Genomic DNA, 22133 nt, shown 5'->3' on the forward strand with positions numbered 1-22133 from the left:
CAAGCTATGTGTCCACACTCGCGATGGCTCGCTTGTGCACACAAACCGCGTAACAAGCGATTTACGGCTTTTGCGCATTGCGCTCAAGGCGGCGCTACGGGGTGTTGAACTCCAACCGCGGATCGCCGGCCCGGTAAGCCTCGATCGTCTCGACGTGACCGAAGAACTCCTCGGGCGTGAACTCGCTTGATTCCGAGGCGCCGGCCAACATCAGATGAACGATCTCGGCGTCCTCGGCCGCCGACATCCAGATCGTCGTCACGGGCGCCAGTTCATCGGAAGCAACGTCGGTGACCGATGGCTCATAGAGCCAGAACACGAAGTCCTCGTCAGACTCGTCCTCGTCAAATGCCCAGCCGCGCTCGGTGATTCGCGCATCGAACTCTTCCAGATCGGTGGCGATGGCGGCCTCGGTGGCCACCAGGTCGGCCATGACGGTGTCAGGCACCCAACCCGCGCCCCGGGACGCCCGCCGCTTGTTCCGGCGGGCTTTCTTGGACTCGGACCGCCGCGACACCTAACTCAAAGCCCGATCGAGATCGTTGATCAAGTCTTCAGTTCCCTCCAGCCCCACCGAGATTCGCACCACGCCGTCGCCGAGTCCGATCGCGGCGCGGCCTTCGGGGCCCATCGCCCGATGTGTGGTGGTGGCCGGGTGGGTGATCAGCGACTTGGAGTCGCCGAGGTTGTTGGAGATGTCGACGATCTGCAGCTTGTCGAGCACCTCGAACGCGCGCTCCTTCGTACCGCCCTTGAGTTCAAAGGTGACAACGGTTCCGCCGCCGGTCATCTGGCGCTTGGCCAGGTCGTACTGCGTATGCGACTCCAGGAACGGATACTTCACCCAACTGACGGACGGGTGGTTCTCCAGGAACTCCGCGACGCGCTGCGCCGACGCGTTCTGATGCTCGACCCGAACCGCCAGCGTTTCCAAACCCTTCAACAGCGTCCACGCATTGAACGGGCTCAACGCCGGCCCCGTGTGCCGCATCAACTTCTGCACCGGTTCGTCGATGTACTGCTTGTCGCCGAGGATCGCGCCGCCGAGAACCCGGCCCTGCCCATCGATGTGCTTGGTGCCCGAATACACCACGACGTCGACCCCGAGCGGAAAACCCTGCTGCAGAATCGGTGTGGCAAAGACGTTGTCCAGCACCACTTTTGCGCCAGCCGCATGCGCCATTTCACTTACCGCGGCGATGTCGACCAGCGACTGCATCGGGTTCGACGGCGTCTCGAAGAAAACGGCCTGGGTCGGGACGGACAGCGCCTCTTCCCACTGCGACAGATCGTCGCCGTCGACGAACACCGTCTCCACGCCCCAGCGCGGCAGGATCTCGCTGCACACCACGAAGCACGACCCGAACAGGCTGCGTGCGGCCACCAACCGATCGCCCGCGGCCAGTAACGCCCCTAAAGACGTGAACACCGCCGCCATCCCTGTCGCCGTCGCGAAGCAGGCAGGCGCACCCTCGATCAGCCGCAACCGCTCCTCGAACATCGAGATCGTCGGGTTCCCGTAGCGGGAGTACACGTAGCGATCGATGTCGCCGGTGAACGCCTTCTCCGCCTCGGCCGCCGACGAATACACGTACCCCGACGTCAGGTACAGCGCCTCGGCGGTCTCCTCGAAGCCCGACCGCAGCAGACCGCCGCGCACACCGATGGTGGCCTGGCTGACGCCGTCGGGCAGTTGGGCCGGTCTGCGGACCGAGGGAACCTGATCGTTCGTGCTCAAGATTGTCTCCATGGCAGGCCGACGGCTTTCCATCCGGTGCCGCCGCGGTGCTTGTTCTCGTCGAGGTTGCCCTCGAACCCGTCGAGCACGTTGTAGGACGGCGCGATGCCCGCCTCGGTCGCGGCCTCCGCGGCCCCGATCGAACGGTTGCCCGACCGGCACAGGAACACCACGGGCCGCTCGCCCGGCGTCACCCCGGCGGACTTCAGGTCCTCGACGAAGTGGTCATTGTGCTTCCCGTCGGTGCGGTTCCACTCGACGTACACCACGTCGCGCTGCAATGAACTCAGATCCGGCACCCCGACGAACCGCCACTCGGCATCCGTGCGGCAGTCGACCAGCACGGCGTCGGGATTGTCGTTCAGCAGCTTCCAGGCCTCCTCAGGCGTGATGTCTCCCGCGTAGCTCACGATCGGAAGTCTTGCACAGCTAGCTGGGGCCGGTCGAACAGACCTTCCATGCTCCGTCCTCGCGCACAAACGTCATTCCAACACCGGTTTTGGCGTCCGGCGCCTTGTCGAAATGATAGGTCACCTTCGCGGTGGCACGGTCGCCGTCGACCTTGATATCGGTGACGTCGTCGACGAACCGTTCGCCGCGTTTGGCCACCGAATCCCGTTGCCGGGCAAGAACATCGGCCTCCACTCCCTGCTGCGCGCGGCAGGTGTAGGTGCGGAAGTCGGCGAAGTTCTGCCGTTGCAGCGCGTCGTTCTGACCGACCGCGGCCCGCCCCACCTGCTGACCGGCGGGCGGTTCGTCATCACCGAAGACGTTGAACAGCACGATTGCGATCACGACGAGGGCAATGATTGCCAACGCACCCACAAACGGCGCCATCGTCGGCCGGTCGGCATCGGAGTCGGGGTCGGTCACCAGAGTTTGCGCAAAACCGCCGACACCCGCCGGGCCCGGTCGCGCGCGACGATCGGATCGGGGGCCGTGGCCAGCGCGACGCCGAGCCGTCGCCTGCCGTCGGTCTCATCGGGCCGATCGAATAACCGCACGTCGCTCTCGGCGACGGCCAAGGCCTCGCCGACCACACTGAGATCGATGTCCTTGGTCGCGGTCGACTCGGCGCCGGCGTAGCTGACCTCCGCCGCTGCCGGCGAGATCATGATCGTGTCCACCGCGAGCCCGAGGATCGCCCTGGCGTGCAGCTCGAACTGCGAAAGTCGTTGCGAGCGAAGGGTGACCAGGCCGCTGTCGTAGGGCCGCGGCCGCACGTCGGCGAAATACACCTCGTCGCCGCGGACCAGCAGCTCCACGCCGAACACCCCGCGGCCGCCGAGCGAGTTCACGATGCGCGCCGCGATCGACTTCGCCGCGTCAAGGGCAGCAGGCGACATCCGCTGCGGCTGCCACGACTCCAGCACGTCGCCCTCGGTCAGGTTGTGCCCGATCGGCTCGCAGAAGGACACCGCGGGACCCGACGGACCATACGTGCGCACCGTCAGCAACGTGACCTCGAAGTCGATCTCGACGACCGTCTCGGCCATCACTCTGCTGTGCGGGATACGGCCCGCAGCGATCGCGCGATGCCAGGCGGCCTCGACGTCGTCGACACGCACCAGCACCGACTGACCCTCACCCGGCGGCGCGGCGATCGGCTTGACGACCAGCGGAAAACCCGCATGCTCGGCGACCGCGGTCAGCTCCTCGACGGACCCGGCGAACCAGAACGGCGCAGTCGGCAGACCGAGTTCGTCGGCGGCCAGCCGGCGCAGGCCCTCCCGATCGATGGATAGCCGCGTGCTGCGTGGCGTCGGGAACACCTCGATGCCGTCGCCTTCTGCGACCGCGATCAGCGCGTCGGCGGCGATCAGACCCGACTCGGCGACGATGTAGCGCGGTTTCTCCTTCTCGATGAGCGCGGTCAACTCCTCGGCGTCGTTCATCTTGACGACGGCCGAACGGTCGGCGACGCCGTGGGCCGGAGCGTCGGCGTAACGATCGACGGCGATGACGTCAGCACCGAGCCGCTGGAACGCCAGGGCCAACTCGCGGCTCAATTCGCCGGAGCCGAGCAGCATCACGGTCGAGCCGTGGGAAGCCGTCGAGGTGCCTTGCCCGTCAGGTAAGACAACCGGTTCCGGCCCGGTAGCTTCTTCGGTTGTTTCACTCATCGCGCGTCCCAGCCTGCCAGATGCTCAGCCCAGTCGGACGTCGATGTAGCACCACCGCCAGTCCTCCCCCGGCTCGACGGAGCGCATCACGGGATGACCGGTGGCATGAAAGTGTTCGCTCGCATGTTGGTGTGGACTGGAATCGCAGCATCCGACATGCCCGCACGTCAGGCACATCCGCAGGTGTGCCCAGGTGGATTCACCGAGCTCGTCGCACTCCTGGCATTTGCCCGGTGTCAGCGGTTCCGGCTCGACCTGGGATTGCGCCTCGGCGGCGAGGTGTTCGCATGTATCGGCGACCGCTGGGGCGTCGGCGTCGTTCCGGCGTGATCTCCTCAGCATGGTGACCAAGGATAGGAGGTCGCAGTGGGTGCCTCACTGCTAGCGGTGTTGGTGGTGTCCGTTCTGCTGGCCGCGGTGGCCAGGCATTACGACGTGTCGGCACCGCTGGCGCTGGTGGTCGCGGGCCTGCTGGGCGGGCTGATCCCCGGCTTCAAGCAGATCGAGCTGGACCCCGAACTGGTGCTCTACGTGCTGCTGCCGCCGCTGCTGTGGTCGGCCGGGCTGGAAAGCAGCTACCACGGTTTACGTCGCAACATCCGCCCGATCGGACTGCTGGCGGTCGGCCTGCCGCTGGCGACGACGTTCGCGGTCGGCTTCGTGGCCTACAAGACCGTGCCGGAGCTGACGGTCGCGGCGGCACTCACGCTTGGCGCGATCGTCGCTCCGCCGGATGCGGTGTCCGCGACCGCGGTCGGGCGCAGGCTCGGGCTGCCCCGACAGATCATGACGCTGCTGGGCGGCGAGAGCCTGCTCAACGACGCCACCGCGCTGACCGCGTACAAGGTGTCGTTGGCTGCCGCGATCGGAACGGCCGCGACGTGGCAAAGCGGGTTGGAGACGTTCGCGTTGGCCGCGGCAGGCGGCGTGGTGGTGGGTTTCGCGCTTGGCATGCTCACCGCGTTCATCCGGTGGCGGCTCGACGATCCGTTGGTGGAAAGCGCGCTGGGATTGGTCGCGCCGTTCATCATCTACCTGGCCGCAGAGGAGATTCACGGCTCGGGCGTGCTCGCGGTCGTCGTCGCCGCGCTGATTCTCGGCCAGAAGTCCACCAGGGCCGGTTACGCCACCCGGTTGCAGGACAACGCGGTGTGGAAGGCCCTCCAGCTGATCCTCGAGTCGTTTGCGTTCCTGATGATCGGCCTGCAGTTACCTGCGGTGGTGGGCGAATTGGAGGGCATCACCTTCGCGGTGATAGCAATCGCGTCTGCAGCCGTGTTGGCGACGGTCATCGTGGTCCGGATTGTCTGGATGTTCGTGTTCGCATACCTGCCGCGAGCACTGTTCCCAGGCGTCCGCGAACGCGAACCCGCACCGACACCCGCCCAGGTGTTCGTGGTCGCGTGGGCAGGCATGCGCGGAGTGGTTTCGCTTGCTGCGGCGTTCGGCGTTCCGTTGACGACGCTTTCGGGTGCGCCGTTTCCAGGTCGCCCGCAGTTGGTGTTCCTCACGTTCGTCGTCGTGATCGGCACGCTGCTGTTGCACGGTCTGACGCTGCCGTGGCTGATCCGTCGGCTGGGCGTGCAGGGTGACGAGGCCCGCACCGATGCGCTCGCGGCGGCCGCCGCTCAAGACAAGGCGGCACGGGCGGCGGCCGAGCGGCTCGACGAGCTGCTGGCCGAGGAACAAGTCTCCGATGTGCACGAGCGGGCCGCAGATGTGTTGCGCGGCTGGAACACTCGGCGCCGGAACTCGGCGTGGGAACGACTGGGCCGCGACGCCGCCGAGATCGGCGAAAGCCCCGCTGCGGCGTTTCGGCGGCTGCGACTGGAGATGCTGGCGGCCGAACGTGCCGCGTTCATCGCAGAACGCGACAACGGCCGGATCGACGACGAAGTGCTGCGGGAAGTATTGCGCGGGCTCGACTTGGAAGAGGCGACGCTCAACCGGGGCTAGCGTCGAGCTCAGCGCGGAACGCCCGCATCGCGTCGATCACCGCCGTGAAGGTGCGATGGGCGGCAGCCAGGTCGGCGTCGGGAATGCCTGCCAGTGCACGCCTGGTGTGCTCTGCGAGCGGAGTGAAGAAGCCGCGGGCGACGTCCATGCCGTGATCCGCCACCCGCAGGATCACCTTTCTCCTGTCGGCAGGATCGGACTCGCGGCGGACGTGACCGGACGCGATCATCCGCTCCACCAGATACGTGATCGCCGCACCCGACACGCCCATCTGGTGCCGAAGATCGCCGGCGGTCAGCGGAGCGCCAGCGGCCTCGGCGACCATGATGTGCAGCAGCGCGCGGAAATCGTTGGCCGCCACTTCATGTCGGCCCGCGAAGTGCCGCCCGATCTGATCCGACTCGGCCGTCATCGCCCGCACGTCGGCGGCGATCACCGATTCCAGAGCCCCGCGGGCGGCCTTCGGCATTGCTTCAGCATAGTCACATACATTTCAGTTGATTAAATGTTAAGTATCTGAAATATTATGGACATGTCGCACCGCCTGTCCTGGGTGTCGGCGGTCCTCGTCGTGGTCGTCTCCGGCGTCCTGATGGGACTGCTCGGCGCCGACGAGTCCAACCAGCGGTCACCGCTCCCCGTCCCCGCAGACGCCGAGTCCATGCGTGCCGATGCGTTACGCGCGCAGTTCCCCGGCGGCGACAAAGCGCCCGTCATCGTCGTGGTTAGCCGGCGCGACGGCGAAGCACTGAGCCCGGCCGATCTGGCAGCCGTGCAGCAAGGCCCGCTGCAGGTTTCCGGTGACGGCCGCGCAGCGCTGACTGCCATTCCGATGGACGCGAAATTATCGGGGTTCGCGCTCAACGACGCCGTCAAGTCCGTGCGGGACAACGTCTCCCGAGGTGCGCCCGCCGATCTGCGTGTCGAGGTGACAGGCGGACCCGCATTCGGTGCCGATATCGCGAACTCGTTTTCCGGCGCCAACATCACACTGTTGGCGGTGACGGCGGCCGTGGTCGCACTGCTGCTGATCATCACCTACCGCTCACCGGTGTTGTGGCTGGTTCCGCTTGCGGTGATCGGATTCGCCGACCGCGTCGCTTCGGTGGTGGGCAGCGCGATCGCCGAGGCGGTTGGCATGCAACCCGACGGTTCGACATCCGGCATCACCAGCGTGCTGGTGTTCGGAGCAGGGACGAACTATGCGCTGCTGCTCATCTCACGCTATCGAGAAGAGTTGGGCCGTACCGATGATCATCGATCTGCACTTGCGGTGGCGGTGCGGCGAGCCGGACCCGCGATCGTCGCGAGCAACGCGACGGTGGTGCTCGCACTGCTCACCCTGGTGTTCGCCGCGTCACCGAGCACCCGCAGCCTTGGTGTGCAGGCCGCGGCCGGACTTGTTGTCGCGGCCGGCTACGTGCTGGTGGTGCTTCCGCCGCTGCTCGGGTTGTTCGGCAAGCGGCTGTTCTGGCCGTTCATCCCGCACGTCGGTGCCAATCCCCTTACCGAGAGCGGGATCTGGCACCGAATCGCCGATGCGGTCGCCCGCAGGCCTGCCGTCGTGTCGGCCGTGGCCATCGCGGCGCTCGCGGCACTGTGCACCGGCCTGCTGACCACACCGACGGGCTTGTCGCAGACCGAACAGTTCCGGGTACAGGCCGAATCGGTCAGCGGCTACCAGACGCTGGCTGAGCACTTCCCCAGTGGGCTGACCGATCCCACCCGCGTCATCGGGCCGACCGCCCGCGCCGCCGACATCCAGAAAGCGATCACTGATACGCCGGGAGTCGTATCCGCGGCGCCCGCAGGCGAGTCGCCCGACGGGCTGAGCCAATGGTCGGTGGTCCTGGACACCGCGCCTGCATCCGCAGGAGCCTTCAAAACCATTGATGCGCTGCGCGATTCGACCCACGCGGTCGACGCCAGGGTGCTGGTCGGCGGATCCGACGCTCAGGCCAGAGATGCCAGCGCCGCCGCGGCGCGCGACAGGATCGTGATCATTCCGCTGATCCTGGCGGTCGTACTGACCGTGCTCTACGTGCTGCTGCGCTCGGCGCTGGCACCCCTGGTTCTGGTCGCGGTGACGGTGTTGAGCGCGCTCGCGGCACTCGGACTGGGCGGCTGGGCCAGTGTGCACCTGTTCGGCTTTCCGGCCCTGGACAACACCGCGCCGCTGTTCGCCTTCCTGTTCCTCGTCGCACTCGGCGTCGACTACACGATCTTCCTGGTCACCCGGGCACGCGAGGAGACACTCGGACACGGCACGCGAGACGGCATCGTCCGAGCGGTGTCGGCGACGGGTGCCGTCATCACCAGTGCGGGCATCGTGCTGGCCGCGGTGTTCTGCGTGCTCGGTGTGCTGCCGCTGATCGTGCTGACGCAGATCGGGATCATCGTCGGGCTGGGCATCCTGCTGGACACGTTCGTGGTGCGCACGGTGATCATTCCTGCGCTGTTCACGCTGATCGGACCGCGCATCTGGTGGCCAGCGCTACGCGCGGACTACGGTGCCAACGATGGAGGAACACGAGGTCGACACCGCGCTGGGGCGGGTGCACGTCCGCACTAGCGGCAGCGGTGAGCCGATGATGTTCTGGCCCAGCCTGCTGATGACCGGAGACATGTGGGCGGCGCAGGCCGAGCATTTCAGCGCAGAGCATCAGGTGATCCTGGTCGACCCGCCGGGCTTCGGCGAGAGCCAAAGGCTAACGGCGACATTCACTTTCGACGACTGCGCGCGCTGCATCGTCGACATCCTCGACGGCCTCGGGGTGCAGCGGACGCACTTCGTCGGCAATTCGTGGGGCGGCATGATCGGTGGAACGTTCGCGGCCGGCTACCCCGATCGCGTCGGCAGCGCCGTGTTGATGAACTGCACCGCGTCACCCGCGGGTACCCGGCAGAAGATCGAATACGGCTTCCTGCTGCGGACGGTAGGCCTGCTCGGCGGCGTCCGGCCGCCGTTGACGCGCTCGGTGCTCAAGGCATTCCTCGGCCCGACCACGTTCCGCACCCGGCCCGACGTGGTGGCGTTCGTGCGCGAATCGGTCCAGCGGGTCGACATTCGATCCGGTAGGTGGGCGGTGCGCAGCGTGGTGCCGCGACGACCCGATCAGTTGGCGCTGCTGGCGAAGGTGCGGACGCCCGTGTTGGTGGTCGCCGGAATCGAGGACGCGACGTTCCCGGTGGCAGAGACGATGGCGATGGCCGAGGCGATTCCCGGCGCGGCCAGCGCGGTGCTCGACGGGGTGGCGCACCTTGCCGCGCTGGAGAACCCTGCGCTTGTCAACAAGCTGATCGGGGAGTTTGTCTCCCGCGAGTAGCGTCGTTCTATGACCCAAGCGCCGGAGTTGCCGCCCCTTCACATGCGGCGCGATGCGTTCGATCCCACCCCCGCACTTCGGGAGATCCGCGAGACCGACGGTGTGCGCACCATGGTCAATTCGTTCGGCATGACGGTGTACCTGGTCACCCGCCACGAGGACATCAAGGCGGTGCTGTCGGACCACGAGCGGTTCTCCAACGGCAGGCCGCCCGGTTTCGTCCTGCCCGGCGCGCCGCAGATTTCAGAGCAGGAAGTGGCCAGCGCACGGGCGGGCAACCTGCTGAGCCTCGACCCGCCCGAGCATCAGCGGCTGCGGCGGATGCTGACGGCCGAATTCACGATCCGACGGATGAGGCTGCTCGAACCGCGCATCGCCGAGATCGTCGACGGACAACTGGATCTGATGGAAAAAACCGGTCCGCCAGTCGATTTGGTTGAGACTTTCGCGCTGCCGATCCCGTCGCTGGTGATCTGCGAGCTGATCGGTGTGCCGTACGACGACCGCGACGACTTCCAACAGCGCAGCGCCCGCCAGTTGGATCTGTCGATTCCCATTCCCGAGCGGCTGGAGTTGCAGCGGCAGAGCCGCGCCTACATGGGCTCACTTGTCGAGCGGGCGCGCAGACAACCCGGGGAAGACATCCTCGGCATGCTGGTGCGCGAGCACGGCGACGAGTTGACCGATGACGAACTCATCGGCATTGCAAGCCTTTTGCTGCTCGCCGGACACGAGACGACGTCGAACATGCTGGGCCTCGGAACGCTGGCGCTGCTGCGACATCCCGACCAGCTGGCGGCGGTGCGCGACGATCCGGACGCGGTGGGGCCCGCCGTCGAGGAGCTGCTACGCTGGCTGTCCATCGTGCACAGCGCGATTCCGCGGATCACCACCACGGACGTCGAGATCGCCGGTGTGGCGATTCCCGCGGGTGAGTTGGTGTTCGTGTCGCTGCCGTCGGGCAATCGCGATCCGGACTTCATCGACTCGGCGGAGGTGTTCGACATTCGGCGCGGGGCGCCGGGGCATCTGGCGTTCGGCCACGGTGTGCACCATTGTCTCGGTGCGCCGCTGGCGCGGATGGAGATGCGAATCGGGTTCCCGGCGTTGTTGCGTCGCTTCCCGTCGTTGGCGTTGGCCGAAGACTTCGCCGATGTGCCGTTCCGGTCGTTTCATTTCATCTACGGTCTGAAATCGCTGGAGGTGACGTGGTGAGAGTTTCAGCGGATCGCGACGTTTGCATCAGCGCGGGCAACTGCGTGATGGCGGCTGGCGCGGTGTTCGATCAGGACGACGACGGCATCGTCGTGGTGCTGGTCGACGAGGTTCCCGAGAGTGAAGAAGCACATGCCCGCGAGGCGGTAAAGCTGTGTCCGTCAGAGGCTTTGCGGATCACCGACTAGTCGTCGTGATCGAGGTCGATGACGCCGGCGCGCGCCAGTAGCAGCAGGCTGACCACCAGCACCCATACCGGAAACGCAAGCACGAGCCACATCGTGATGTCGCTTGCGACCAAAAGGCCAACGGCGGCAAGGTAACTCACCGCGACCAGCCAGCGCGGCATGAGTCCGGTCTTGAGCCAGATGGTCGCCAACGAGATCATGAACACCGCGGCCATCCGCAGCGCGTAGGTCTTCGACACGGTCAACAGCACCATCTGGCCGAACGTCGCGACATGTGGATCAACCGCCGCGTGGCTGCGCTCCAGTCCGGCGCCGACGCCGGCTGCCACGAACATCATCGCAAGGAACAGCAGCCCGCTGCCGAGGAAGACCGTCGAGAAGAACTTGTCCTCGTAGCGGCCGAGCCCGTCGCGCACCACGCCCATGAACCACAGGAACGCGATCGCCGCGAACGGCATGATCGTCGCGGCGGTCTTGAGATTCGTGCTGCCCGTCTGCAGCCATTGCGCACCAGGGTCTTCGCCCTCCGGCAGCGCTAAGCGGATGAGCACCAACGAGGTACCGAACAGCAATGCGAACAACACACCCGCCACAGCCGCGGCGCGCGGCGTCGACAGGCTGCGCAGGCGGTCGGCTGGCGGATTCGTCACGCCGTCATCGTGACACGGCTAGGGCTGGCCCGGGAGCAATCTGATCATCAGCCCGTTGGCTTCTGCCAGCACGTTGTCCTCAGGATCATGCAGTGACGCGTTGACGAACGCCTTGCGGCCCTCGACCTCACGCACCCAACCGCGTGCGGTCAGCGGCGTGTCGATCGGCGTCACCTTGCGGTAGTCGACATGCAGGAACGCCGTGCGGCTGATCGGGCGGCCCGCCGCGTGGATCACCATCCCGAACACCGAGTCGAACAGCAGTGGCAGCACGCCGCCGTGCACCGCATAGTTGCCACCGACCGAGAACCTGCTGAATTGCACGCTCAATTCGACGCCGTCGGGTTCGAACTTGATCAGCCGGTACGGCGGCATCAACAGGCTGCCCGCGCCGGGTAGCGACGGGACCCGGTTGGCAGGGCCGACACCCTCGGCCGCCTCGAACGGCCCGAGCAGCTTGACCAGTTCCTCGGCACGATCGGCGGCCAGATCCCAAGTGTCGCTGTCGGGATCGGCCGACACCGCCAGATCTTGCGCCCGGCGCATCGCGGTCAGAAACCGTCCGAATCCCGGACCGGGCTCGGCTGCTTCGAAATTCGGGAACCCGCCGTGTTTGTCGTAATCGGGATCGGCGAGATGTGGGTCGTCCGTCGTCACCGCGCCGCCAGGATGTCGCGACGCACGATGGTCTGCTCGCGGCCCGGCCCCACCCCGATGCACGAAACATGTGCTCCGGCAAGCTCTTCCAGCCGCAGCACATAGTCGCGCGCCTTGGCAGGAAGATCGTCGAACTCCCTGGCGTCGGAGATGTCCTCCCACCAGCCGGGCAGTTCCTCGTAAACCGGCTCCGCACGGGCGATCTCGCTCTGGGTCATCGGCATCTCGTCGGTGCGTTTGCCGTCCACGGTGTAGCCGATGCAGATGGGCACCGTTTCCAGGCTGGACAGCACGTCGAGCTTGGTCAGGAAGTAATCGGTGATCCCGTTGACCCGGGTGGCGTAGCGGGCGATGACCGCGTCGAACCATCCGCAGCGGCGGCGCCGGCCGGTCGTCACCCCGAACTCGCCGCCCGTCTTCGACAGGTATTCGCCGAACTGATCGAACAACTCGGTGGGGAATGGCCCCGAACCGACCCGCGTGGTGTAGGCCTTCAAGATTCCGAGCACGGTGGTGATCCGGGTCGGGCCGATACCCGATCCGACGGCCGCACCGCCCGCGGTCGGATTCGACGATGTGACAAAGGGATACGTGCCGTGGTCGACGTCGAGCAGTGTGCCCTGCGAACCCTCGAGCAGCACCGTCTCGCCCTGCTCCAGTGCCTTGTTCAGCAGGTAGCGCGTGTCGGCGATGCGGTGCTTGAACCCCTCGGCCTCGGTCAGCAGGTCCTCGACCACTTCCGCGGCCTCCAGCGCCTTGCGGTTGTAGATCTTGACCAACATCTGGTTCTTCAATTCCAGTGCAGCCTCGATCTTTTGGGCCAGCAGCGACTCGTCGAGCACGTCGGCGACGCGAATCCCGATGCGCGCGATCTTGTCCTGGTAACACGGGCCGATACCGCGGCCGGTGGTGCCGATCTTCTTGCTGCCCGCATAACGCTCGACCACCTTGTCGATCGCCACGTGATACGGCATCAACAGGTGCGCGTCGGCGGAGATCAACAGTCGCTCGGTGTCGACACCGCGATCTTCCAGGCCTTTGAGCTCGGTGAGCAGCACGGCCGGATCGACCACGACCCCGTTACCGATCACGTTGGTGACGCCCGGGGTGAGGATGCCCGAGGGGATCAGGTGGAGGGCGAAGTTCTCGCCGCTCGGCAGCACCACCGTGTGACCGGCGTTGTTGCCACCCTGGTAACGAACCACCCATTGGACGCGGCCACCGAGCAGATCGGTCGCCTTTCCTTTGCCCTCGTCCCCCCATTGGGCACCGATGAGCACGATTGCCGGCATGGCATAGTCTCCCGCTTTATCTGCCTCAAAACTGTGGCAGCCGGTGACCCACCCTATCCCAGCCCGCCACGAGGAGCCGTCTTGACCACAGCAGACGTTGTGGTGTTGCTGGTGGGCGGCCATCGGGTGCCCCGCGCGCTGCGCGATCTGCCTGCCGTCGGCATCGATGACGTCACCGGCCACGGCAGGGTCATCGTGGTGGGCTCGGACGCCGATCTGGCCGCCGTACTGACGCGCCTGCTGAAGGCGGATCGGCTGGACGTCGAGGTCGGCCACGTACGTCGACCCTGGCAGGCCCGGCGGGTCCTGGCCGGCCGGGCCCAACGGGTTCCGCTGATCCGCGACGAAACCGGCACCGTGATCGTCGGCGCCGCGCACTGGTTGCCGCCGAACGCAGCAGCCAGCACCATCACCGGCGAAGCAGTCACCGATGACACCGTGCTGTTCGACGGCCACGCGACGGGGGTGCGCATCGAGCCGACCGAGACGATGCCCGGTCTGCGCGCCAGCGTGCTGACGCCCCGCATGCGCCCGAAGCGCTGGGTGACCGGGCGCGCCGCCCAGCTCGGGACCGACGCAGCGCTGGTGGTGCGCGACGGCGTCCCCGTCCCGCGGCCGGTTCGGCGGTCGACGTTCTATCGACACACCCAAGGCTGGCTGCGCGTTAGGTAGCTTCGTGACGTGAACATCCGCCCGCTGCGCCAGTCGGTGCGGCCCAGCCCGGTCTTCCTGGCGATCGTCGCGCTCACCGTCGTCGGCGGCGTGCTGGCCTGGCTGGCCGCAGACCCCAGCGAGCCGCTGGCCCGCATCGGCGTCTTCGTCTTCGTGATCGCCGGCTTTCTGGTGTCGCTGTGCCTGCACGAGTTCGCGCACGCCTACACCGCATGGCGCTTCGGCGACCGCGATGTCGAGGTGCGCGGCTACCTGACGCTGAACCCGCTGAAGTATTCGCACCCGCTGCTCTCGCTTGGGCTGCCCGCGCTGTTCATCGCGCTCGGTGGCATCGGACTGCCCGGTGGTGCGGTGTATGTGCGCACCTCATGGATGACCAAGCGGCAGAAGACCCTGGTGAGCCTGGCCGGGCCGGCCACCAACCTGGTGTTCGCGATCGTCGTGCTGGTGCTGACGAGTCTGCTCGCCGAGCAAGAACACCTGGTGTTCTGGGCTGCGATGGCTTTCCTGGGCTTCCTGCAGGTGACCGCCTTCGTGCTCAACATCCTTCCCGTGCCGGGGCTCGACGGCTACAGCGCGCTCGAACCGCACCTGAGCCCGCAGACCCAGCGCATGCTGGAACCCGCCAAGGGCTGGGCGTTTTTCGTCCTGCTGCTGTTGCTGTTCACACCCCAGGTCAACGGCTGGTTCTTCGGCGCCATCGACTGGCTCTTCGGGTTGTCGGGGCTCAATCCCGACCTCTGGAAGGTCGGCATGCTGCTCACCCGGTTCTGGTCCGCCTGGTTCTGACAGCAACCTTGCGACATATGCGTCTTTACGCATAGATTGCAAGCCATGGGCGCCGGACACGACCACAGCCATGCCGACGCCCGTGTCAGCCGCATGGTGATCGCGGCGGGAATCCTGACCGCGTTCTTCGCCCTCGAACTCACCACGGCGCTCGTCATCAACTCGCTGGCACTGCTGTCGGACGCCGGCCACATGCTCACCGATCTCGTCGCGATGTTCATGGGGCTGACCGCGGTACTGCTGGCACGGCACGGCAGCACGTCAGCCAAACGGACCTACGGCTGGCACCGCGCCGAGGTGTTCACCGCGGTGGCCAATGCCGTACTGCTGCTCGGCGTCGCCGTGTTCATCCTTTACGAGGCGTTGAGACGCCTCGGCAACGCGCCCGAGGTCCCCGGGGTGCCGATGATCGTCGTCGCGGTGGCCGGCCTGGTGGCCAACGCCATCGTGGTGCTGCTGTTGCGCTCGCACGCCAAGGACAGCCTCGCGGTCAAGGGCGCCTACATGGAGGTCGTCGCCGACACGGTCGGCAGCATCGGCGTGCTGATCGCCGGGATCGTCACGGTCACGACGCGCTGGCCCTACGCCGACGTCGTGGTCGCGGTGTTCGTCGCGCTGTGGGTGTTGCCACGCGCGGTGTCGCTGGCCCGCGCCGCGCTGCGAATCCTCTCGGAGTCGTCACCGAGCCACATCGACGTCGACGAACTGCGCAGCGCGCTGTGCTCCGTCGAGGGCGTGACCGAGGTGCACGACCTGCACGTGTGGACGCTGGTGCCGGGCAAGGACATGGTCACCGCGCATCTGACCAGCAGTCGGGATTCGGCGCTGGTGCTCGACGACGCCCGGGCCGTGTTGAGCGCACGCGGACTCGACCACTCGACCGTTCAGGTGGAGCCGCCCGAAGCGGCCGCCGACTGCGAGTGTGAAGCCGACTACTGAGCTACCCGACACCCAGTTCGCCGCGGGCCGCGGGATCGCAGTCGTCGAGCAGATCAAGGCAGCGCTGATACTCGTCGGTCTCGCCGATCGAATCCGCAGCGCGCGCAAGCGCGGCCACGCACCTCAGGAAACCGCGGTTGGGCTCGTGGCTGTACGGCACCGGCCCGAAGCCCTTCCATCCGTTGCGGCGCAACTGATCCAGTCCGCGGTGATAACCGGTGCGGGCGTAGGCGTAGGCGGCGACGGCCTTGTCGTCGGCAAGCGCATCCTCGGCCAGCGCGGCCCACGCCACCGACGCCGAGGGATGTGCGGCCGCCACGATCGACGGATTCTCGGAGGCGGCGAGTTCGGCCTCCGCCGCGGGATCACCAGGTAGCAGTACCGGATCGGGTCCGAGGAGATCTCCCATGCGCGTCATGCCCACATTGTGCCGGTACGCTGCACCGGTAGTTCGCAGAGGGAGGGACCGCAGCACGGATGTCGAACCCATCAGGGCCGCAGCAACCGGATGACGCAGGAACACCTGCGGCAGAATCTGAGACGGACAACACCCAGCCGGCCGAGGCCGTCACCGACCCGGTGCACGAGCCCGCCACCGAGATCCTGTTGTCACCGGAGGCCGAGGCCCAACTCCCGACCGAGGAGACCAGCCAGCCCGCAGAGCGCCGGTACACCGCCCCGTCGGGATTCGACGGCTCGACACAGCGGATCGACACTCCTGCCGATCCGGCCACTGAGGTGATGCCGCCAATTCCTGGTCCGAAACCTGTTGCGCCACAGCAGATTCCACCTCGTGTCGAGACGCCCAAGCCGCCACGCAACCGTCGCAGTTGGGGCTGGGTCATCGCGGTGCTGTTGGTCTTCGCCGCGTTGGTGGCCGTCGCGATCCTCGGCACCGTGCTGTTGACCCGCGACTCCACCCCCAAGGCCTCCCAAGAGGACAAGGTCCGCACGACCATCCAGAACTTCGACGTCGCTGTCCAAAACGGCGACCTGGCCACCCTGCGCAGCATCACCTGCGGCACCACCCGCGACAGCTACGTCAACTACGACGAGAGCGCGTGGAAGGAAACCCATTCCAGGGTCGCGGCGGCCAAGCAGTATCCGGTGGTCGCCAGCATCGACCAGGTGGTGGTCAACGGCGATCACGCCGAGGCCAACGTCACCACGTTCATGGCCAACGCGCCGCAGACGCGCTCGACACGCAGCTTTGATCTACAGTTCCGCGACGATCAGTGGAAGATCTGCCAGGCGCCCGACAGCTAGCCGTTTTGCGACATCGCGTAGCAGGTCGCGAAGTGCTCCTGGTTGCACGGGACGCCGTTGACCGTCGCGTACTGGCCGGGCAGGCTCACCACATCCGCGCCCTGCGGCGGAACGGTGATGCCGGCAGGCGGACCGCCGCCGGACTGCCCCTGCGTGCACACCCCGTCGAACCGAGCCACAGTCCCCCATGGGCAGGTGTCTGCCGAAGCCGGCGCGGCCACGACGATCGATCCCATGGCGGTCGCGAACGTGCAGCATGCGAGCAGAATTCGACGGTTCACGCCGACCATCCTAGCCCTCTTGTGTTGAATTGCCGGCTCAGCCCGCCGAAACGCTCCTGCCCGCGCTATGCAGATCCCTGCAGGCCTCGACGACGCGCTCGCTCATGGAAGCCTCGGCCTTCTTCAGGTAGCTGCGCGGGTCGTAGACCTTCTTGTTGCCGACCTCGCCGTCGACCTTGAGCACACCGTCGTAGTTGGTGAACATGTGCCCGGCCAGCGGACGGGTGAACGCGTACTGGGTGTCGGTGTCGACGTTCATCTTCACCACACCGAACTTCAGCGAGTCCTCGATCTCGGACTTCAGCGAGCCGGACCCGCCGTGGAACACGAAGTCGAAAGGCTTTGCGCCCTCCGGTAATCCGAGCTTGGCGGCGGCGACCTGCTGGCCCTGCTCGAGGACGTCCGGACGCAGCTTGACGTTGCCCGGCTTGTAGACGCCGTGCACGTTGCCGAAGGTCGCGGCCAGCAGGTACTTGCCGTGTTCGCCCGCGCCGAGCGCCTCGATGGTCTTCTCGAAATCCTCGGGCGTGGTGTAGAGCTTGTCGTTGATCTCGTGAGCGACGCCGTCCTCCTCGCCGCCGACCACCCCGATCTCGATCTCGAGGATGATCTTGGCGGCCGCGGCCTCCTTGAGCAGTTCGCGCGCGATCTCCAGGTTCTCGTCGATCGGCACCGCCGACCCGTCCCACATGTGTGACTGGAACAGCGGATTGCGCCCCTGCGACACCCTCTCCTGCGAGATGGCGAGCAGCGGCTTGACGTAGGTGTCCAGCTTGTCCTTCGGGCAGTGGTCGGTGTGCAGCGCGACCGTGATCGGGTACTTGTCGGCGACGACGTGGGCGAACTCGGCCAGCGCCACTGCACCCGTGACCATGTCCTTGACGCCGAGACCGGAACCGAACTCTGCGCCGCCGGTGGAGAACTGGATGATGCCGTCGCTGCCCGCGTCGGCGAAGCCCTTCAGCGCGGCGTTGATGCTCTCCGAGCCGACGCAGTTGATCGCCGGGAACGCGAACGAGTGCTCCTTGGCGCGGCCCAGCATCTCTGCATAAACCTCAGGCGTTGCGATGGGCATTTCAAGTTCCTCTCGGCTGATCCGGGTCTGTGCACGGAGTATCTCAGGTAGTTCTCCTACTCGGGAGTTCGGCGTCCAGCGGCTGGCGCCCACTGTTTGCCGAGCGCGGGCGAGCAAACCGCGGAAAAGAAGAATTGACGGCGAGAAAAATATTATCCTTGGCGTCATTATGGAGTCGCCTGGGGGGTTTGCGCGATACGTCGGGCGGGTCGGAGCGTTGGCGGTCGCGCTGGGTATCGGCGCGGCGGTAGCGACGTCACCCGGCGTTGCGGTGGCCGAACCCGATACCACCGGGTCGACGCAGAGCAGTACCACCTCGGAATCGACTGACAGTCAACAGGATTCGGCAGCGGCGAACACGCCGGCCCCGACTCCGGCCTCGGGCTCGGATGCCTCGGATACCGTCAAGTCGTCCGCGACCGTTGCCTCAGATCCCCGCGATGGGACGGTGCAGGCAAGCGGGGGCGCCAACACCACCGTGGCGTCTGACGCCACGCTCAGCACGGCGGACGCCGGGACCCAGGCGAAGACGTCGACCGAAACCGCGAAGACCGCAAAGCGCAGCGGGTCAACCGACGCCGAAGCCGCGCAGACCACCCGCCCCACCTCGACCGTGTCCGCCGACACGGTGACCTCTATCTCGACCGCAGCCCCCGCGGCGAACAGCACGCAATCGGCCTCGACCAGCGCGCAACTCACCGCGCCCGCGCCACGGTTCGTCACGACCACGGCGTTGATCAGCCCGGTGTCGGGGTCCGCCACGGCCGTCTTGGCGCCGACCGACCCGATCACCGCGGCCGCGCACCGGGTGGTGTCCCTTGCTGCAGGCTTAGCCTCACTGGTTGGGTTGTCGCCGGCACTGACGGACCAACCGCTGGCCCCCGCGGAGCCACCGACGCTGTGGGTGATGTTGGCGTGGGTGCGGCGCCAGTTCGAAGAGACCCTCTTCAACAGGTCCCCGCAGGTCGGGTTCGGACCCGTCACCACCAGCCAGTCCGAGACCGGGGTCGTGACGGGCGTGATCTCCACCGCCGACGCCGAGCAGGACCCGCTCACGATGCGCGTGGTCACGGGACCGGCGAACGGCACGGTGACGGTGGATCCGCACACCGGCGGTTTCGTCTACACCCCCGATGAGGGGCTGGGCGCATCCGGCGGCGTCGACACGTTCACCGTCGCCGTCAGCGAACTCAACGCTCACGCGCACTGGCATGCCGACGGTGTCGGCACCACGACGGCGACGGTCCTGGTGTCCGTGCTGCCCGCCGGTGCCAGGGAAGCCAACGACGAGGTCCTGGACGCCGCCGAGCTGGTCCGGCTGGTCGCCGACGGCAAGGCGAGCCTGAACGCGAACAACGACGGCACAGTGCGGGCCATCGACGGCACGTTCACCCACACCATCGTCGGAGACAACGCGGGCGCCGCCCTGGCGATGAACTACGTCGCCGGGCTGCTGGGTGCGCCCGCCGGATTCGCCTCCGGAACGAACATCACCAGCCAGGCCTTGCAGCTTGGCGACGCAGGCGCACCGACGGAAGTGATCTACCGCCTGCAGCCGACCGTCGACGGGGTGCCAACCCTGGCCAGCCAGGTGGTGCTGGTCACCGACGAAAATGGCACGGTCACAGGCGTTTTCAGCAGTTACCGCAAGGGCATCACCGACGTCGACACCACGTCGACCGTCGACGACGACACGGTGGCGATGGCGGCGGCCCGCGCTGCGCTGGCCGACAGCCTGGCCGCCCAGGGGGACGATTCCACCGAGGTGGCCGCCATCCTCGCCGAGGTGGCAATGCAAAGTGAGCGCGTCATCTACGACGTCGACCCCGCTGTGGCGCCCAGCCTGGCGCACCGAATCACGGTGTACACCACCGTGATTCCGACAGATGCCGAAGCCACGATGCCAGTCATCAGCACGACGTACTACGTCTATGCCAACGGCGAGAACGCGGGTGATGTGTTCGCGGCGAACTCCAATCTGGCGGACGCATCGACGGCATGGGTGACGACCACCAAGACCGCTACCGACCTGAAGAGCAAGAGCCGCACCATCACCGTCCAGTACCAGCAGAGCAGTAACAGCTATCGCTTCAACGATGTCACGCGCAGCGTCAGCACGTACGCCGCGTCGTCGACGTCGAGTGCTCCTGGCACCTTGGTCACCAAGGCGTGGTGGGCGGGCTGGAACAAATCGGCGGTGTCGGCCCACGCGAACACCGAAGTGGTTTACGACTATTACCGAAACAATCTGGGACGCATGGCATTCGACGGCATCGGTTCGGCGCTGCGCGTCAGCACGCTGCCCAACACCTACAACAACGCCTATTGGGACCCGAGTCTGAAGATCCTGGTGTTCGGCCACGACTTCGAGGCGGCGCTCGACGTGGTCGGCCACGAATACACCCACGGTGTCGTGCAATACGCCGTCGCAAACGGCAATGGGCTGATCTATCAAGGAGAGTCGGGCGCGCTCAACGAGTCCTATGCCGACATCATCGGCAGCCTGATCGAAAACAAGACGGGCACCGGCAGGTGGCTGATCGCAGAGGACTACGGCTGCGGCAAATGGTCCGGCTGCGCCATCCGCGACATGTCCAATCCCGCCAAGTACGGCCAGCCGACCAACTACGCCAACCGCTACACCGGGACCGCCGACTACGGCGGCGTCCACACCAACAGCGGCATCTTCAACTTCGCGGCCTACAAGATGATGACGGACAGCCGCACGAGCACCGTTTCCAGCGCGACGTGGGCCGCGGTCTTCTACGGCTCGCTCTACAAGCTGCCGACCAACGCGACGTTCGCCGACGGGCGATCCGCTGTGCTGAACACAGCGAAAGACCTCGGCTTCACGACGACACAGCAGCAGGCGATCACCGACGCGTTCAACGCGGTCGGGGTCACATAGTCAGGACCATGCGGTAGCGCGCACGGCCCTCCTCCATCGCCGCGTACGCCTCGGCGGCCTCGACCAGCGGTCGCTCCTCGATCCACGCACGCACGCCAGACAGCACGGCGAAGTGCATCGTCTCCTCGACGTCGCGCGAGGTGCCCGACGGATGCCCCTGTACCGAAAGGCCGGGGGTGATCAGTTGGATGGGCGCGATGGGCAACGGGTCGGCGGTCACGCCGACGATGACGAGTTCACCCTCGGCCGCCAACCCGCCGACGGTGTCGGCCATCGCCTGGGAATTGGCCGCCGTGGCGAGGACAACCGATGCGCCGCCAAGCGCCTGCAGTGCAGCGGCGACATCTTCGGCCCGGGAATCGATGTAATGGTGGGCGCCCAGTTCGCGGGCGTTGGCCTCCTTGTCCGCGCCGCGGGCGATCGCGATGGTCTCGAAGCCCATCGCCCGCGCCCACTGCACGCCGAGGTGGCCGAGCCCGCCGATGCCGAGCACCGCGACCCGGTCCCCTGCCACGGCCCTGGTCCGCCGCAGCGCGTTGTACGTCGTCACACCCGCGCAGCCCATCGGCGCCGCCTCGCTGAACGACAGCTCGTCCGGGATGCGCGCAAGCGCGGTGGCAGGTGCTGTCACCGACTCGGCGTAGCCGCCCGGGTAATGCCAGCTCGGCACCTCGCCGTTCACACACTGCATGAACTTGCCCTGGCGGCAGGGAATGCAGCGGTTGCAGTTGCCACCGAACCAGCCGACCGCAACCCGGTCACCGACGGCGAATCCCTCGACACCCTCGCCCAACTCCGCGATCGTCCCGGCGATCTCGTGTCCCGGGGTCAGCGGCCAGGTCATGTTCGGAAAGCCGCCTACGACGAAGCCGTGGTCGGTTCCGCAGACACCGCAGGCGGCGACGGTGATGCGGACGCGGCCAGGGCCAGGTGGCGAGGTCTCGACGTCGACGAGGGTCAATGGCGCATTGGCGGACGCAACATGTACGGCTTTGTGGGAGGTCATAGCCGACCCTAACGCCGGCACAGCAGCCGTTCGGGGCACCGCCGGTATCTTG

Annotated in this window: 24 protein-coding genes; 10 read left to right on the plus strand and 14 right to left on the minus strand. The window is 66.7% G+C overall.

Annotated elements, in window-relative coordinates:
- Positions 1 to 94: 94 nt before the first annotated feature.
- The 6 genes from GGC64_RS27035 to GGC64_RS27060 form a co-directional block, all read right to left on the minus strand.
- Complete coding sequence (locus GGC64_RS27035) at positions 95 to 448, minus strand: hypothetical protein (RefSeq protein WP_370582352.1); 354 nt, start codon at positions 446 to 448, stop codon at positions 95 to 97.
- Positions 449 to 517: 69 nt separating this feature from the next.
- A complete protein-coding gene (locus GGC64_RS27040) occupies positions 518 to 1750 on the minus strand; it encodes an O-succinylhomoserine sulfhydrylase (RefSeq protein WP_192725658.1) in 1233 nt (410 codons plus the stop codon).
- Positions 1735 to 2148 (minus strand): rhodanese-like domain-containing protein, encoded by a 414-nt coding sequence (locus tag GGC64_RS27045; protein ID WP_192725659.1) that lies wholly within the window; start codon positions 2146 to 2148, stop codon positions 1735 to 1737. The genes GGC64_RS27040 and GGC64_RS27045 overlap by 16 nt, the downstream gene beginning before the upstream one ends.
- Positions 2149 to 2167: 19 nt before the next feature.
- The gene (locus GGC64_RS27050; protein ID WP_192725949.1) at positions 2168 to 2575 is read right to left on the minus strand and encodes a lumazine-binding protein; all 408 of its coding nucleotides are present in this window, start codon (positions 2573 to 2575) and stop codon (positions 2168 to 2170) included.
- A 32-nt stretch (positions 2576 to 2607) separates the two neighbouring features.
- Positions 2608 to 3861: a formate-dependent phosphoribosylglycinamide formyltransferase gene (gene purT, locus GGC64_RS27055; RefSeq protein ID WP_192725660.1), complete on the minus strand. Its 1254-nt coding sequence runs from the start codon at positions 3859 to 3861 to the stop codon at positions 2608 to 2610.
- A 24-nt stretch (positions 3862 to 3885) separates the two neighbouring features.
- A complete protein-coding gene (locus GGC64_RS27060) occupies positions 3886 to 4200 on the minus strand; it encodes a UBP-type zinc finger domain-containing protein (protein WP_370582379.1) in 315 nt (104 codons plus the stop codon).
- A gap of 27 nt (positions 4201 to 4227) precedes the next feature.
- Between GGC64_RS27060 and GGC64_RS27065 the strand changes: the two genes are divergently transcribed.
- Positions 4228 to 5817, plus strand: coding sequence for a Na+/H+ antiporter (locus GGC64_RS27065; protein ID WP_192725662.1), 1590 nt, complete (start codon positions 4228 to 4230; stop codon positions 5815 to 5817).
- Here GGC64_RS27065 and GGC64_RS27070 read toward each other — a convergent pair.
- Complete coding sequence (locus tag GGC64_RS27070; RefSeq protein ID WP_192725663.1) at positions 5804 to 6286, minus strand: MarR family winged helix-turn-helix transcriptional regulator; 483 nt, start codon at positions 6284 to 6286, stop codon at positions 5804 to 5806. The two genes, GGC64_RS27065 and GGC64_RS27070, sit on opposite strands and share 14 nt — an antisense overlap.
- A gap of 63 nt (positions 6287 to 6349) precedes the next feature.
- Between GGC64_RS27070 and GGC64_RS27075 the strand changes: the two genes are divergently transcribed.
- The 4 genes from GGC64_RS27075 to GGC64_RS27090 are packed head-to-tail and all read left to right on the plus strand — an operon-like array spanning position 6350 to position 10546.
- Complete coding sequence (locus GGC64_RS27075; RefSeq protein WP_192725664.1) at positions 6350 to 8389, plus strand: MMPL family transporter; 2040 nt, start codon at positions 6350 to 6352, stop codon at positions 8387 to 8389.
- On the plus strand, positions 8337 to 9143 hold the full coding sequence (locus GGC64_RS27080; protein ID WP_192725665.1) for an alpha/beta fold hydrolase: 807 nt from the start codon (positions 8337 to 8339) through the stop codon (positions 9141 to 9143). Before GGC64_RS27075 ends, GGC64_RS27080 begins: the two co-directional genes overlap by 53 nt.
- A gap of 9 nt (positions 9144 to 9152) precedes the next feature.
- The gene (locus tag GGC64_RS27085; protein WP_192725666.1) at positions 9153 to 10358 is read left to right on the plus strand and encodes a cytochrome P450; all 1206 of its coding nucleotides are present in this window, start codon (positions 9153 to 9155) and stop codon (positions 10356 to 10358) included.
- Positions 10355 to 10546: a ferredoxin gene (locus GGC64_RS27090; protein ID WP_192725667.1), complete on the plus strand. Its 192-nt coding sequence runs from the start codon at positions 10355 to 10357 to the stop codon at positions 10544 to 10546. The genes GGC64_RS27085 and GGC64_RS27090 overlap by 4 nt, the downstream gene beginning before the upstream one ends.
- Here GGC64_RS27090 and GGC64_RS27095 read toward each other — a convergent pair.
- The 3 genes from GGC64_RS27095 to GGC64_RS27105 are packed head-to-tail and all read right to left on the minus strand — an operon-like array spanning position 10543 to position 13145.
- Positions 10543 to 11196, minus strand: coding sequence for a hypothetical protein (locus GGC64_RS27095; protein WP_370582353.1), 654 nt, complete (start codon positions 11194 to 11196; stop codon positions 10543 to 10545). The genes GGC64_RS27090 and GGC64_RS27095 overlap by 4 nt on opposite strands.
- Positions 11197 to 11214: 18 nt before the next feature.
- Complete coding sequence (locus tag GGC64_RS27100) at positions 11215 to 11853, minus strand: PaaI family thioesterase (RefSeq protein WP_192725668.1); 639 nt, start codon at positions 11851 to 11853, stop codon at positions 11215 to 11217.
- Positions 11850 to 13145 carry an adenylosuccinate synthase gene (locus GGC64_RS27105; RefSeq protein WP_192725669.1) on the minus strand — a complete coding sequence of 432 codons (1296 nt, stop codon included), beginning with the start codon at positions 13143 to 13145 and terminating at the stop codon, positions 11850 to 11852. Before GGC64_RS27105 ends, GGC64_RS27100 begins: the two co-directional genes overlap by 4 nt.
- Before the next feature lie 81 nt (positions 13146 to 13226).
- On the opposite strand from GGC64_RS27105, the gene GGC64_RS27110 reads away from it, so the two are divergent.
- From GGC64_RS27110 to GGC64_RS27120, 3 genes are read left to right on the plus strand one after another with little or no spacing between them, the layout of a single operon-like run.
- Positions 13227 to 13817, plus strand: a complete 591-nt coding sequence (locus GGC64_RS27110; protein ID WP_192725670.1) for a peptidase M50 — start codon at positions 13227 to 13229, stop codon at positions 13815 to 13817.
- A 9-nt stretch (positions 13818 to 13826) separates the two neighbouring features.
- On the plus strand, positions 13827 to 14606 hold the full coding sequence (locus tag GGC64_RS27115) for a site-2 protease family protein (protein ID WP_192725671.1): 780 nt from the start codon (positions 13827 to 13829) through the stop codon (positions 14604 to 14606).
- A 45-nt stretch (positions 14607 to 14651) separates the two neighbouring features.
- The gene (locus GGC64_RS27120; RefSeq protein WP_192725672.1) at positions 14652 to 15545 is read left to right on the plus strand and encodes a cation diffusion facilitator family transporter; all 894 of its coding nucleotides are present in this window, start codon (positions 14652 to 14654) and stop codon (positions 15543 to 15545) included.
- Between the two features lies 1 nt (position 15546).
- Here the strand turns inward: GGC64_RS27120 and GGC64_RS27125 are convergent, their stop codons facing one another.
- Positions 15547 to 15963, minus strand: a complete 417-nt coding sequence (locus tag GGC64_RS27125) for a DUF3151 domain-containing protein (protein WP_192725673.1) — start codon at positions 15961 to 15963, stop codon at positions 15547 to 15549.
- Between the two features lie 59 nt (positions 15964 to 16022).
- On the opposite strand from GGC64_RS27125, the gene GGC64_RS27130 reads away from it, so the two are divergent.
- Entirely contained in the window at positions 16023 to 16811 is a 789-nt protein-coding gene (locus GGC64_RS27130) for a DUF4878 domain-containing protein (protein WP_192725674.1), read from the plus strand.
- On the opposite strand, the gene GGC64_RS27135 is transcribed toward GGC64_RS27130, so the two are convergent.
- Complete coding sequence (locus GGC64_RS27135; RefSeq protein WP_369434865.1) at positions 16808 to 17092, minus strand: hypothetical protein; 285 nt, start codon at positions 17090 to 17092, stop codon at positions 16808 to 16810. The genes GGC64_RS27130 and GGC64_RS27135 overlap by 4 nt on opposite strands.
- A 37-nt stretch (positions 17093 to 17129) precedes the next feature.
- Complete coding sequence (fbaA, locus tag GGC64_RS27140; RefSeq protein ID WP_192725676.1) at positions 17130 to 18167, minus strand: class II fructose-bisphosphate aldolase; 1038 nt, start codon at positions 18165 to 18167, stop codon at positions 17130 to 17132.
- A 169-nt stretch (positions 18168 to 18336) separates the two neighbouring features.
- Here fbaA and GGC64_RS27145 point away from each other — a divergent pair, with 169 nt between their 5' ends.
- Entirely contained in the window at positions 18337 to 21075 is a 2739-nt protein-coding gene (locus GGC64_RS27145; protein ID WP_192725677.1) for a M4 family metallopeptidase, read from the plus strand.
- On the opposite strand, the gene GGC64_RS27150 is transcribed toward GGC64_RS27145, so the two are convergent.
- Positions 21068 to 22081, minus strand: coding sequence for an alcohol dehydrogenase catalytic domain-containing protein (locus tag GGC64_RS27150; RefSeq protein ID WP_192725678.1), 1014 nt, complete (start codon positions 22079 to 22081; stop codon positions 21068 to 21070). The genes GGC64_RS27145 and GGC64_RS27150 overlap by 8 nt on opposite strands.
- Between the last annotated feature and the right edge of the window lie 52 nt (positions 22082 to 22133).

The sequence above is a fragment of the Mycobacterium sp. OAS707 genome, assembly GCF_014873705.1.
Lineage (GTDB): Bacteria > Actinomycetota > Actinomycetes > Mycobacteriales > Mycobacteriaceae > Mycobacterium.

What these genes read in the sequence shown, in the direction of transcription:
- GGC64_RS27040 (WP_192725658.1), bottom strand. Translation starts at nt 1,750, where the DNA reads ATGGAGACAATCTTGAGCACGAACGATCAGGTTCCCTCGGTCCGCAGA.
- GGC64_RS27050 (WP_192725949.1), bottom strand. Translation starts at nt 2,575, where the DNA reads ATGGCGCCGTTTGTGGGTGCGTTGGCAATCATTGCCCTCGTCGTGATC.
- purT (WP_192725660.1), bottom strand. Translation starts at nt 3,861, where the DNA reads ATGAGTGAAACAACCGAAGAAGCTACCGGGCCGGAACCGGTTGTCTTA.
- GGC64_RS27070 (WP_192725663.1), bottom strand. Translation starts at nt 6,286, where the DNA reads ATGCCGAAGGCCGCCCGCGGGGCTCTGGAATCGGTGATCGCCGCCGAC.
- GGC64_RS27075 (WP_192725664.1), top strand. Translation starts at nt 6,350, where the DNA reads ATGTCGCACCGCCTGTCCTGGGTGTCGGCGGTCCTCGTCGTGGTCGTC.
- GGC64_RS27080 (WP_192725665.1), top strand. Translation starts at nt 8,337, where the DNA reads ATGGAGGAACACGAGGTCGACACCGCGCTGGGGCGGGTGCACGTCCGC.
- GGC64_RS27085 (WP_192725666.1), top strand. Translation starts at nt 9,153, where the DNA reads ATGACCCAAGCGCCGGAGTTGCCGCCCCTTCACATGCGGCGCGATGCG.
- GGC64_RS27105 (WP_192725669.1), bottom strand. Translation starts at nt 13,145, where the DNA reads ATGCCGGCAATCGTGCTCATCGGTGCCCAATGGGGGGACGAGGGCAAA.
- GGC64_RS27120 (WP_192725672.1), top strand. Translation starts at nt 14,652, where the DNA reads ATGGGCGCCGGACACGACCACAGCCATGCCGACGCCCGTGTCAGCCGC.
- GGC64_RS27125 (WP_192725673.1), bottom strand. Translation starts at nt 15,963, where the DNA reads ATGACGCGCATGGGAGATCTCCTCGGACCCGATCCGGTACTGCTACCT.
- GGC64_RS27130 (WP_192725674.1), top strand. Translation starts at nt 16,023, where the DNA reads ATGTCGAACCCATCAGGGCCGCAGCAACCGGATGACGCAGGAACACCT.
- fbaA (WP_192725676.1), bottom strand. Translation starts at nt 18,167, where the DNA reads ATGCCCATCGCAACGCCTGAGGTTTATGCAGAGATGCTGGGCCGCGCC.
- GGC64_RS27145 (WP_192725677.1), top strand. Translation starts at nt 18,337, where the DNA reads ATGGAGTCGCCTGGGGGGTTTGCGCGATACGTCGGGCGGGTCGGAGCG.
- GGC64_RS27150 (WP_192725678.1), bottom strand. Translation starts at nt 22,081, where the DNA reads ATGACCTCCCACAAAGCCGTACATGTTGCGTCCGCCAATGCGCCATTG.